Raw genomic sequence first — 11,521 nt, 5'->3', positions numbered from 1 at the left:
TTGCCGAGAATAACGGTTTGCCCAAGAAAACTGCTCGCCGTAAAGCCGGTTCCGTTAACCCTCTGCGCCAATTGTCTCAATTGCGCTTCGGTAGTGATTGTAATTTCAGGCGCAGTCCAGTTTATTGTTTGCGCCGAAACCAAACTTACGGTAAACATAACCGCCGCAAAAAAAGCCTTAATAGATTTGCCCATAAAGCAACCTCCCCATTTCATTATATATAGAGAATATACATTGTGGCAAAGGTGGTGTTGGGGGATTATTTTGTTTTTGTGGAAAAAATCAGTATTGCAGGCGCAGAACGTCGTCGATGAAGAGACCTGTTAATTCGACAGATAGCATAACAAATTTTACTTAATAAGCATAATTAAAAATCGGATAAGAGGAATTTATACCAAGAATTAGCAATAAGCCGTCTTCTATTTCCTCAATTGTGCTTTTATTAGTTATTTTTGAACACTTTTCTTCTAAAACTTGTTTATCAACGTGGGTTAATAGCGGCATAACAACAACAGAGTCCTTACTCAAACCTGAAATTTCTTTCGGCAGAAAAACATTTCCCGAAACATCTTTCAAGGAAAGATTTGTTGTGATAGGCAAAACTAAAACCGTGTTCAATTCGGTTTTGTTAAAATTGTTGTCTTGGATAATGAGAACAGGTCTTCTGTATCCTGCCTCGCTTCCGCGTGGAACGCCAAAATCACACCACCAAATTTCACCACGTATCATTTTTTGTAAGCTCTCTTATGGATTCTATTCCTGCGGCTTGTAATCTTAATTCAAACTCATCGGGAGCGTAGTTTTTGTAAACATTATTCACGCTATTTCTGATAGCGTTCGCTTTGTAGGCATTCAAATATTCTTGTATGGCGGCGATAAGAAATCTTCGTTGTGAAACGCCTATTGATTGGGCTGTCTGAGCAACTTGCTCACACAATTTTTGCGGCATAGAAATCGTTGTTGTCATATCGCTCCTTTTTTCGGTTAAATACATAACATAAAAAAATACATTATTCCACCGTTAATTTACGGGAAAATTTAAAAAATTTGAGAAAAACACGAGAATGTGCAAAAAAAGGCGCAACGATTATATTTGCGCCGATGGTTGGTTTTGTGAAAATTGTGTGGAAAAAGATAAAAAAGACGGGATATTTTACCAATTCAGTCCCCTAAAATAGCGGTTGCCGCGGTCAAGATTTCGCGGAAAAGGAATTCCCGAAGCTTCTTTCCAAAACCAGCTCTGAAAAAAACTGCGTTCAAATGTACTCTGCGGGTGCATTTCGTTAACTTGTAAGTTAGACTCTCTTCCCCATAAAATAATTGCAAACACTGCGGTAGTAAAGGGCAATTTTCTCTCCGCTTCAAACATTCCGTCGTAAGAAACAAACAAAGATGTTTTGCGAGCGGGCTTCAAGCTGAAAGGCGTTCTGTCTCCCTGCCTTAAACCGTCGCTTAACCAATATTCACTGTTAAAAGGCGGAATATTCGTTTCGTTTTCTATGTTTTCCTGCGCAAAAATCGGTAAATTTAATAATAATAATAATAGAATTATATGCTTCATAATTAACTCCTTATTTATGGGGCTAACGCTTTACTTTATTAAATAAAGATACATTACGGATTTATGAAAAAGTCAAGAGGAGGAATATATTTTTTTGAAAAAAAACACGTTTTGCTTTGAAGTACTGCGGTGGTTTGGTGATTTTTTGTGGGAAATTGATAAAAATTTTATCAGATATTCTTCAGTAATTCACTTTCCGTAATCTCCATTCTGGAAAAAGCGAACAAACTTTTACCCAAATCCTTGAGAGAAGCGCCGATATGATAAACCACACCGTCGAGTACCAAAAAGCGGTCGTGAAAACCTGTTGATTTGCTGATTTTTATCGGAGCATATTGAGAATTGTGTTTTGCTAAATCCAGTTTTAATTGAGCGGAGATTTGTTTTGTATAAATTTGCGCACTGACATTTTCTTTGCGTTTTGACAATATAAGTAGTGTAGTTTCGTCTGGATAATTGTCGAGCAAGACAATTGTTTTATTTGCGGATTTTATCATATCGGCGGCTAAGATGTATGCGTCGAAAATTTGTCCTTCAAAAAGGGCACCTTCTTTGGGAGGCGTAGAAGTATTTATCAATAATTCAAATTTTTGATCGTGCTCAACCATTTTACGTTCCAATCTGTCTATTCGCTGGTTTAGGACATATCCTTTTAATAAATAATCTTTTAATATCTGATTTGCCCATCGACGAAATTGCGTGCCACGCAAAGATTTTACACGGTAGCCAACCGAAATAATTACATCAAGGTTGTAATAATCTACTTGATAAGTTTTACCATCTGCGGCAGTTGTTGCAAATTTTGCAACAACTGAAACTTTATCCAATTCTCCTTCCTCAAAAACATTCTTAACGTGCCGTGATACAGTGGATTTGTCCCGCTGAAATAGTGCGGAAATTTGGTCAAGAGACAGCCACACGGTTTCGTCTTCAAGCTGAACTTCCAGTTTTAAGGAGTCGTCAGGTTGATATAATATTATCTCACCTTTATTCATAATTATTTATCCCTGTTTTTAATATCTGCCGCTCCTCAACACATTTTTTTCAATTCGCTGAGCAAATTCAACGCCTCTATCGGAGTTAGGTTGTTTATATCCGCGGTTTTCAGGCGTTTTTCTACTTCGCTTTCGCTGAAACTGTCGAAAATGCTTATTTGTGCGCTTTGCGAAATCGGCGAGGATTGCGTTTTTGTCTGCGTTTTTTTGGCGAGAGTTTGCTCTTCGCGACCCTCCAAGTTGTGCATTATTTCGTCGGCGCGTTCTATTACGGCTTGGGGAACGCCTGCAAGTTTAGCTATTTTTATACCGTAAGAATGCGGACTTCCGCCGGGAACTATTTTTCTCAGGAATATTATGTTTTGATTGTATTCTTTGACCGAAATATGCGCGTTTTCCATTCGTTTGCATTTGTCGGCAAGTTCGGTTAATTCGTGATAATGGGTCGCAAAAAATGTGCGAACGCTTGTGGGAAATTTGTCGTGCAGAAACTCCGCCGTAGCCCAAGCAATGCTCATTCCGTCGAAAGTCGATGTTCCGCGACCTACTTCGTCGAGCAAAATAAGCGATTTTTCGGTGGCGTTATTAAGGATATTCGCGACCTCAATCATCTCTACCAAAAACGTCGATTGTCCGCGCGCAAGACGGTCGCTTGCTCCGATACGAGTGAAAAATCTATCGACAATTCCGATATTCGCCTGCTTTGCGGGGACAAAACTGCCTATTTGCGCCATAAGTGCAATGAGCGCGTTTTGGCGCAAATATGTGGATTTACCCGCCATATTCGGACCTGTGATTATAAGAATTTGCTTTTTGTCGGTCAGGTCGGTGTTGTTCGGGACAAATTGCTCGTTTACCATTGTTTCTACAACGGGATGCCTGCCGTCGATTATCAGCATATCGCAGTCGTGCGTTAGGGTTGGGCGGCAATAATTGTTTTGCGAGGCGATTTTTCCGAAGCAACAAAAAACGTCTAAAACGGCAATACTTTGCGCCGCTTCCTGAATTTTCTCGCTGAATTGCGCTACAAAATCCTTTAATTCGGCAAATATTTTTGTTTCTATCGCCGATATTCGCTCGCTTGCGGTCAGGACTTTTTCCTCAAATTCTTTCAGTTCGGGCGTAATGTAGCGTTCGCCGTTTACAAGCGTTTGTTTTCTTATAAAATAGGCGGGAACTTTGGATATTTGCGACTTGGAAACCTCGAAAAAATATCCGAAAACATTGTTAAACGCGACTTTTAGGTTGTCAATTCCCGTTTTTCGGCGCTCTTCTTCCTGCAATCTTGCTATAAACTGTTTCGCGTCGCTTTGCAGGCTTCGCAGGCTGTCGAGTTCTTCGTTTATGCCTTTGCAAATCAGATTTCCGTCGCCGACAGTTGCCGATACGGGCGGATTTTCTATTATGGTTTTTGCGATTTTTTCGGCGCAGTCCTGTAAACCGTCTATTTTTTGCGAAATTTTGGAAATGCTTATCTGAGGGCAGTTCTTTATGAGCGTTATTATCTGCGGAAAAAGAAATATCGAAGTTTTAAGCGCGTCCAAGTCCCGCGGGCTTACTTTTTGAAGCGAAACGCGCCCGATAATTCTTTCGAGGTCGGTGATTTGCCTTAAAATTTCATCTAATTTTGCGCGCGTTTGTATTTCTCTGTAAAAAAACTCTACCGCATCCAAACGATTGTTTATTTCTTGCACGTCGGCAAGCGGATTTATTATCCGGCGTTTAAGGAGGCGCGAGCCGATTACGGTCGAAGTTTCGTCCAGAACCGATACCAAAGTGCCGCCTGTTTCGTCGGTGTGCAAGGGCTTTATCAGTTCCAAGTTTCGTATGGTTGCCGCATCGAGATAGGCGTGTGTTTTTGCGCTGTCTATGGATATTTTAGAAATATGACTGCAATTATTTTTCTTTAATTTTTTTATGTATTGCAAAAGCGCCGCCGCCGCAATTACCGCGGTTTTTTTGCCTTCCAAGCCCAAAGAATTTACCGAGACCGCGTTAAAATGCTCGCAAATCGCCTTTTGTCCGAATTCAAAATCGAATATTCGCTCTTCTTCGAGTGAAAGCGCAATTTCGGGGAAATTCTTTTTTACAATCCCGAAAAGCACGTCGTCTTTACTGTCGCTCAAAAGTATTTCGTTGGGAACGATTTGCGAAATTTTTTGCTCTGCTTCGTTGAGCTCCGAAAAACTTACCGAAAAATTTCCCGTCGATACGTCGCAAACCGCAAAACCGACCTCGCCGTTTTCTTCGTACGCGCATACGATATTATTGTCGCTTCGTTCGTCCAGCAAATTGTCGCCGACCCCCGTTCCCGAACTTATAACCTCCACAACGTCGCGCTTTACCACCCCTTTGGCGGCTTTGGGGTCTTCGATTTGCTCGCAGACGGCAACCTTGTAGCCGGCTTTTACCAATTTGTGAACATATTTGTCTAACGCGTGATGCGGAAATCCTGCGAGCGGAGTTTCCTCTTCCCCGCCGTGATTGCGTTTTGTAAGCGTAATACCCAGAACTTTCGAGGTAATTTTTGCGTCGTCTTCAAAGGTTTCGTAAAAGTCTCCCAACCTGTAAAGAAGCACGGTGTTTGGGTATTCCGCCTTTATTCTGTAGTATTGAGTCATCATCGGCGGCAATTTTTTCTGTAGTGGTTTTGTTGTCGTCATATTCAACTTTCTTTACAATTTTGAGGTAAAATACGAAATGTACCCGCGGCAGAGCTTGGAATTGTTTTATTTTCCATAAAAAAAGGAGATATTTTGAAAAAATCGACAAAAATTAAAGATGAAATTCACACTCTCGCTCATTTCGGACTGCCGATTGTTTTGAACGGGATTGCTTTTTTGTTGCGAAAAATTAAAAAATACGACACACAAAACACCGCAATTATCGCCGACAAAAAATATAAGCACAGCAGTAAAATTTCCAAAGCGTTAAAATATATTGACGACCATAATCGAATGATTTGCGACAGCCGCCTATATAACACTCCGCAAAGCGCGCAAGAAAAAATGGACGTTTTTAAGGCGCATTGCAAATACATCGAGGTCGAAATATTCTCGTACTGCAATCGAAAATGCGCGTTTTGTCAGAATGCGTACATAGACAGGCACAGCAAGAATATTTTTATGCAGAATGATGTATTCTGCATCATTATAGAGCAACTTGCCTCTATAAATTTCAGCAACTCCGTATGTTTTCACAGATATAACGAGCCGCTTGCCGACAAAATTGTCGTGGAAAGAACGCGATTTGTCCGCGAAAAACTGCCGAACGCGGTTATCGGCGCTAACTCAAACGGCGATTTTGCAACAAAAGAACTGCTCTCGGAACTTGCCGAGGCGGGAATGAATTATTTGAGCATAACCCGCTATCCACCAAGCAATAAAGATTGGGAATGCGAAAAAGAGCAAAGAAAAGCAATTACCGAATTTGCCGAAAAATTGGGCTTAAAATACGAATACATACAAAACGACAAACTAAAAATCACCGAATTTGAAAACTTTGACATAGAAGTTCGAGCAAGTAAATTGGCGGACATTGTAAGCAACAGAGCCGCAAGCGTAAATTGCAAAGACGCGCCGCGCCGAAAAATGCCCTGCCTTAAGCCGCACAGTGCGTTGCACATAAATTACGACGGCTCAATAAATCCGTGTTGCCACACAAGAAGCGACGTAAAAGCGCACAAGTTTATGGACATAGGAAATATTAGAGAAATGAGCATATTCGACGCTTTTTCGAGCGAAAAGTACTGCCTGCTTCGCTATATGCTGAAAGATTACGGCGACAAAAAAATATTTCCGTGCAATGTTTGCACTGAGCCTCGCATTTACAGCTGACAATATAGTATTTTGTAGTAAAAGAAGGAGAAAACAATGGAAAAATCAGCAAAAATTTACGTTGCAGGACACCGCGGAATGGTCGGCGGAGCGATTTTCAGAAAACTTAAAGAGAACGGTTTCTCAAATATTATCACAAAAGATTTTGAAGCGTTAAATCTTCTCGACCAAAAAGCAGTCGAGAATTTTTTTGAAGCCGAAAAACCGCAATACGTCTTTTTGGCGGCGGCAAAAGTCGGCGGAATTTACGCGAACAACACTTATCGCTACGATTTTATTTATCAGAATTTAATGATTGCCGCAAACGTAATAGAAGCCGCGCGAAAAAACGGCGTAAAAAAGTTGCTGAATTTGGGAAGTTCTTGCATTTATCCGAAATTTGCCGCGCAACCTATAACAGAAAGCTCGCTTTTAACAGGCGAATTGGAGCAGACAAACGAGCCGTACGCCATAGCAAAAATCGCCGCAATTAAACTTTGCGAAAGCGCAAATCGTCAATACGGCTGTGATTTTATTTCCGCAATGCCCACCAATTTATACGGAATAGGCGACAATTATCATAAAGAAAACTCGCACGTTTTACCCGCGCTTATCCGCCGTTTTCACGAAGCAAAAACAGCAAATGCAAGCGAAGTTGTCGTTTGGGGAACAGGCTCTCCCCTGCGCGAATTTTTATTCGCCGACGACGTAGCCGACGGTTGTCTGTTTTTAATGCAGAATTATTCGGGCGACGGACACGTAAACATCGGAAGCGGCGAAGAAATCACAATAAAAGAATTAGCCGAAACAATAAAGCGCGCAGTAGGATTTTCGGGCGAACTGACGTGGGACAAAACCAAACCCGACGGCACCCCCAGAAAACTTATGGATTCGTCGTTTTTGCGAGGTTTGGGCTGGAAACCGAAAGTAAATTTTGAAGACGGAATTAAAGCGGCATACGCGAATTTTGTCGAGCGGTTGAATAACGGAGAATTTTCTTAGTCAATTACGAATTACAAATTACGAATTACGGTTTTAGTATTTGTTTTTGTTTCGTAATTTGTAATTCGTAATTCGTAATTGAATTTTATTTCCCAATTCCGATTTCTTTGCGTAAAAATCGTATTTTTTCTTCGGCTAATGCGCGCGCTTTTTCGCCGCCGCGTTCCAAAATTTCGTCGATTTTTGATTTATCCGCCATTAAATCGTCGTAAATTGCGCGCATTGGGGAAATAAATTCGTTCATAATTTCAAAAAGCGTTTGTTTTGCATCGCCCCAACCCATTCCGCCTGCGCGATAACGAGCCGCAAGCGCGTTTTGTTGTTCAACGCTCGCGAAAAGTTTGTATATTGTAAATACGTTGCAGGTATCGGGGTCTTTGGGTTCGTGGACTTCCTGCGAGTTTGTTATGATTTTCATTACTATTTTTCGCAGTTGTTTTTCGTTTACAAACAAAGGAATTGTGTTATCATAACTTTTGCTCATTTTTCGCCCGTCAAGCCCAAAAATTGTTTCGTTGGAGCCGTCGTAAACACCTTCGGGAAGCTTAAGTAGCGTTTTTTTGTAGTTGCTGTTTACTACCTGCGCAATGTCCGCCGCCATTTCGATGTGCTGTTTTTGATCGCGCCCGACGGGCACAAAATCCGAGTCGAATATCAAAATATCCGCCGCCATCAAAATCGGGTAAGTGAAAAGTCCCATATTTATATTCTGGTCAATATCATTACCTTTTTCGCGATTGTCGTCGGTTGCCGCTTTATATGCGTGCGCGCGGTTCATTAGTCCTTTGCTTGTAAAGCCCGTAAGAATTGTTGCAAGTTCAAATATTTGCGGCACATCGCTTTGACGATAAAGCAATACTTTTTCGGGGTCAAGTCCGCAAGCAAGCCAAGTTGCCGCGATTTCGTAAGTCAAATCCCTGAGTTCCTTTGGATCGCGCATAGTGTTTAACGCGTGATAATCTGCGATAAAATATCGCGCTTCATACTGCTCGGCAAGTCTGAGCGCAGGTTTAATAGCTCCGAAATAATTGCCGAAATGCGGCATTCCCGTAGGTTTTATTCCTGTAAGTGAAATCTTTTTTTCCATAAGTTTTATCCTTTGTTTTTGAGTAAAAATACTATATTTCCGAAACAAAAAATAACAGATTTCAAATTTTTCACCCATTTAGCTACAAAAAATATTATTTTACCGATAAATTCTACCATTTAATGAAAAGGGGAATATTGTGGAAGCAACATTGACGTTAAGAGCAGATACCAGTGTTTTAAAACCATTTGAAATGATGGCAAAACAATTTGGCGTTCGAGTTGAACGCACAATAACACCTAGAAGCAAGTGCCTTACGGAAAAGCGTTTTAGATGTTTGAACGAAGAAGCGCAGTCAATCGCACAAAAAACAGGGCTTTATCCCGAAGATATTGCCGCTATGATAGTATCAGCTGTAATAAAAGAATGTCGCCAAGAAAAAAACACAACCTCCGACATTGAAAACTTTGACAATATGTGCAAAGAAGCTCGTAAATTTGCAAAAAATGTAGAATTAACACAAAACGATATTTCAGACGCTATAAAGAAAGCAAGAGCTGAAAAATGCGCATAGTTATTGATACAAACGTTATTGCTTCCGGAATATTTTTCAGCGGCTTGCCAAACCAATTGTTGCGACTTGTGATCGAAAGAAAAATTTTGGCAACCGTTTCAAATGAGATAATCAACGAATACCACAAAACATTCAACTATTTACTGAATGATAAAAACCGTGTGCCAAAAGAAAACATTTCCGTAAATTCCATAGTTAAGAAAATGAAAAAAATATCAATAAAATCAGATATAAAAGCCAGTCGAGACCCAAATGACGATATGTTCATAAATTGCGCGATTGACGGAAAATGCAAATATATAGTAAGCAGCGACAAAGATTTGCTTGATATAAAGAGTTTTGAAAACGTTGAAATCTTAACTGTTCGCGAATTTATGAACGAATATAATAAAAAATAAAATAATTTTTCGCTTGTTTTTTAATTTTTCCAAATTTTTTCCCCACATCGCCGCAACAATAAACTATATTTGTTGATTATTATAATAAAATCACACCTTTTCGGAAAGGGCGTTTTTATGAGCAAATTTCTTAAAAACAACAAAGGCGCTTCGTTGGTTTACGTACTTATAACCCTCGTTTTCGTCGGAGCAATCGCAATGCTCGTCCTAGACTCCGCAAGAAAAGAAACCATCGACTCGTCCCTCCGCGCCTCTTCCGAGATGGCGCGGTTTGCGGCAACTTCGGGGTTAACTTACGCGGCAACACTTTTGGCTAATCCAGTAGCGCAAATCCCCGAGCAAGCGATAAATTCTCAACTATTTATAACTAATTGGTTTAACAGAGATAGAAACCAGCCTGACCCAACATTAACTACTGAACAACAAAGATGGATTGTAGGTAGCCCAACCACATTTTTCACTGACGACAACGGTTTCAGATTTCGCGTTCGAGTTATGAATATTGATTTTTCACGAGTAATAAGCATAACAGAAGAAATCCCCGAAAGCGGAACTCCTCCTATACGCCAATTTAGAAATAATCGTAATTTAGGTGATTCTTACATTACAGTACAACTCCAAAGCGAAGCGATTGACGCAAGCGGTAGCCGAGCGCGAAACATAGGTATTTTCCAAATTTTCGGCTACGAAAATCAAATAGATGTCGATGCCCTTCTTACACACGCACTTCACCTCAACGGTGGAAATATATGGATACATTGTCCAGTAGATATAACCGGACCGACTTTCGTCGGAGCTAGAACAGCAGTTCCTAGTATGGACGGAAACAATGAAATTATAAGAAATGGACCTGCTATTAATTTTATGAACACAATAGTAGCAAGAAGTTTTTTCAGAGGTGAATTAATAGTATTGCAGAACGAATTTGCTAACGCTATTTTACTTGGAAATGCGGAATTTAGAGGACCTGCTTATTTTGAAGGTGGAGACGTCGATTTTAGAAATGCTCCTAGTGAATTTCACAGAGGTTTTGGTGGAAGTGCTATGTTTCAATCAGTCGCTGCCAATGCAGTTATAATGAACGGCACAGCCCCTAACAATCGAAACCTTGTTGTACTATCAGGTGGATTTACAGGAAGATTACAAGATTGGCCACCTCCGCCTACTGTAATAGGCAACGGTCTTCGATTTTTGGGAGTTAATACAGAACTGATTCACGCTGGCGCTGGAACTTTCGAATATTATACGGGAACTGTAGCTGGGAACGCTCCCGGCAGAGTATCAATAATAGATATGGAAGACGAGGAAATCGCTGATACATTGGGAATTATTAACAGAAACCCTCCTGCTCCTCAAATAGTTTTGACTGATGAAATTCTTCGACTTGCAGTTCCGGTAAACTATACGCCTGCTGCAGGTGCTCCAAATGCAGGTATAGCACGAGTCAATTTCGTTAACGGAGCATTAAACGAGGCTGCTTTAACTGATTTGTGGAACACGCGAACAAAATTTGTAGATCCAAGTAATCCAGCAAGACAGTGGCTGGTGTTATCAGTAACTGGAGCTTGGCCATTCGCTTCTGCAGCAGGTGCGGTGTTTAACCAAAGAGCAATTGTCATCATAAGAAACGGAACTACAGGAAATGCTGTTGGTAATTTTCCAAATGTGGCTGGAAATATGCTGGTTTGGATACATCCTGATTTTAACGGAATTTGGTCGTATGGTGGAATTGGAGGAAATTTCAGAGGGCTGTTTTATAATGCTTCACCAAATGCGCAAATTAATTTATCAGCTGCAGCTGTCGGCTGGACTGTAAGAGGAGCTTTTTATAACGCTCCTCAAAATCCCAATCCTGAAGCACCAGAAAGCAACGCACTTATACAACTTGGCACAGGCGCTGCAGGCAGAATAACGGTTGTACACGATCCTGTCGCATTACGAGAATTTGAGGATTTAGGCATTGTACAACCAGCGGAAGACGACGGAGCTGAGATGATTAACTTACAGCAAATTCCTGCCAACCTAAACGCTCGTGGTCCTTTCACCGAACTTTTGAACAGAAGTTTCTAAGATTTAGTGAGGAGATTTAACAAAAAAGGCAGAGAAGTTCTGCCTTTTTTTGTTTTTATGCGGTTGCCAATCTACCACG

General features: G+C 40.7%; 12 protein-coding genes. 5 read left to right on the top strand and 7 right to left on the bottom strand.

Annotated elements, in window-relative coordinates; translation table 11 throughout:
- From FWE23_01210 to mutS, 6 genes are all read right to left on the bottom strand, one after another.
- A partial coding sequence (locus tag FWE23_01210; protein ID MCL2844061.1) for a hypothetical protein occupies nt 1-194 on the bottom strand: 194 nt, incomplete at its 3' end.
- Between the two features lie 160 nt (nt 195-354).
- Nucleotides 355-729: a type II toxin-antitoxin system PemK/MazF family toxin gene (locus FWE23_01205; protein ID MCL2844060.1), complete on the bottom strand. Its 375-nt coding sequence runs from the start codon at nt 727-729 to the stop codon at nt 355-357.
- The gene (locus FWE23_01200; protein MCL2844059.1) at nt 716-967 is read right to left on the bottom strand and encodes a hypothetical protein; all 252 of its coding nucleotides are present in this window, start codon (nt 965-967) and stop codon (nt 716-718) included. Before FWE23_01200 ends, FWE23_01205 begins: the two co-directional genes overlap by 14 nt.
- Before the next feature lie 186 nt (nt 968-1,153).
- Complete coding sequence (locus tag FWE23_01195) at nt 1,154-1,561, bottom strand: hypothetical protein (protein ID MCL2844058.1); 408 nt, start codon at nt 1,559-1,561, stop codon at nt 1,154-1,156.
- A 170-nt stretch (nt 1,562-1,731) separates the two neighbouring features.
- A complete protein-coding gene (locus FWE23_01190; protein ID MCL2844057.1) occupies nt 1,732-2,556 on the bottom strand; it encodes a virulence RhuM family protein in 825 nt (274 codons plus the stop codon).
- Between the two features lie 35 nt (nt 2,557-2,591).
- Entirely contained in the window at nt 2,592-5,219 is a 2,628-nt protein-coding gene (mutS, locus tag FWE23_01185; protein MCL2844056.1) for a DNA mismatch repair protein MutS, read from the bottom strand.
- 93 nt (nt 5,220-5,312) lie between these two features.
- Here mutS and FWE23_01180 point away from each other — a divergent pair, with 93 nt between their 5' ends.
- Together FWE23_01180 and FWE23_01175 are read left to right on the top strand one after the other, a co-directional pair.
- Nucleotides 5,313-6,392 (top strand): SPASM domain-containing protein, encoded by a 1,080-nt coding sequence (locus FWE23_01180; protein MCL2844055.1) that lies wholly within the window; start codon nt 5,313-5,315, stop codon nt 6,390-6,392.
- 36 nt (nt 6,393-6,428) lie between these two features.
- On the top strand, nt 6,429-7,373 hold the full coding sequence (locus FWE23_01175) for a GDP-L-fucose synthase (GenBank protein MCL2844054.1): 945 nt from the start codon (nt 6,429-6,431) through the stop codon (nt 7,371-7,373).
- A gap of 85 nt (nt 7,374-7,458) precedes the next feature.
- Here the strand turns inward: FWE23_01175 and FWE23_01170 are convergent, their stop codons facing one another.
- Nucleotides 7,459-8,460 (bottom strand): tryptophan--tRNA ligase, encoded by a 1,002-nt coding sequence (locus FWE23_01170; protein MCL2844053.1) that lies wholly within the window; start codon nt 8,458-8,460, stop codon nt 7,459-7,461.
- Nucleotides 8,461-8,599: 139 nt separating this feature from the next.
- On the opposite strand from FWE23_01170, the gene FWE23_01165 reads away from it, so the two are divergent.
- The 3 genes from FWE23_01165 to FWE23_01155 all read left to right on the top strand — a co-directional run bounded on the left by FWE23_01165 (nt 8,600) and on the right by FWE23_01155 (nt 11,442).
- On the top strand, nt 8,600-8,974 hold the full coding sequence (locus tag FWE23_01165; GenBank protein MCL2844052.1) for a hypothetical protein: 375 nt from the start codon (nt 8,600-8,602) through the stop codon (nt 8,972-8,974).
- Nucleotides 8,965-9,372: a putative toxin-antitoxin system toxin component, PIN family gene (locus tag FWE23_01160; GenBank protein ID MCL2844051.1), complete on the top strand. Its 408-nt coding sequence runs from the start codon at nt 8,965-8,967 to the stop codon at nt 9,370-9,372. Before FWE23_01165 ends, FWE23_01160 begins: the two co-directional genes overlap by 10 nt.
- Nucleotides 9,373-9,489: 117 nt before the next feature.
- Nucleotides 9,490-11,442, top strand: coding sequence for a hypothetical protein (locus tag FWE23_01155; GenBank protein MCL2844050.1), 1,953 nt, complete (start codon nt 9,490-9,492; stop codon nt 11,440-11,442).
- Nucleotides 11,443-11,521: the final 79 nt, after the last annotated feature.

The sequence above is a fragment of the Chitinivibrionia bacterium genome (genome assembly GCA_009779925.1).
Lineage (GTDB): Bacteria > Fibrobacterota > Chitinivibrionia > Chitinivibrionales > Chitinivibrionaceae > WRFX01.
This window is presented reverse-complemented; position numbering and strand designations above follow the sequence as displayed.

Coding starts and splice junctions, on each gene's coding strand:
- FWE23_01205 (MCL2844060.1), bottom strand. CDS start 729: ATGATACGTGGTGAAATTTGGTGGTGTGATTTTGGCGTTCCACGCGGA.
- FWE23_01200 (MCL2844059.1), bottom strand. CDS start 967: ATGACAACAACGATTTCTATGCCGCAAAAATTGTGTGAGCAAGTTGCT.
- FWE23_01195 (MCL2844058.1), bottom strand. CDS start 1,561: ATGAAGCATATAATTCTATTATTATTATTATTAAATTTACCGATTTTT.
- FWE23_01190 (MCL2844057.1), bottom strand. CDS start 2,556: ATGAATAAAGGTGAGATAATATTATATCAACCTGACGACTCCTTAAAA.
- mutS (MCL2844056.1), bottom strand. CDS start 5,219: ATGACGACAACAAAACCACTACAGAAAAAATTGCCGCCGATGATGACT.
- FWE23_01175 (MCL2844054.1), top strand. CDS start 6,429: ATGGAAAAATCAGCAAAAATTTACGTTGCAGGACACCGCGGAATGGTC.
- FWE23_01170 (MCL2844053.1), bottom strand. CDS start 8,460: ATGGAAAAAAAGATTTCACTTACAGGAATAAAACCTACGGGAATGCCG.
- FWE23_01160 (MCL2844051.1), top strand. CDS start 8,965: ATGCGCATAGTTATTGATACAAACGTTATTGCTTCCGGAATATTTTTC.
- FWE23_01155 (MCL2844050.1), top strand. CDS start 9,490: ATGAGCAAATTTCTTAAAAACAACAAAGGCGCTTCGTTGGTTTACGTA.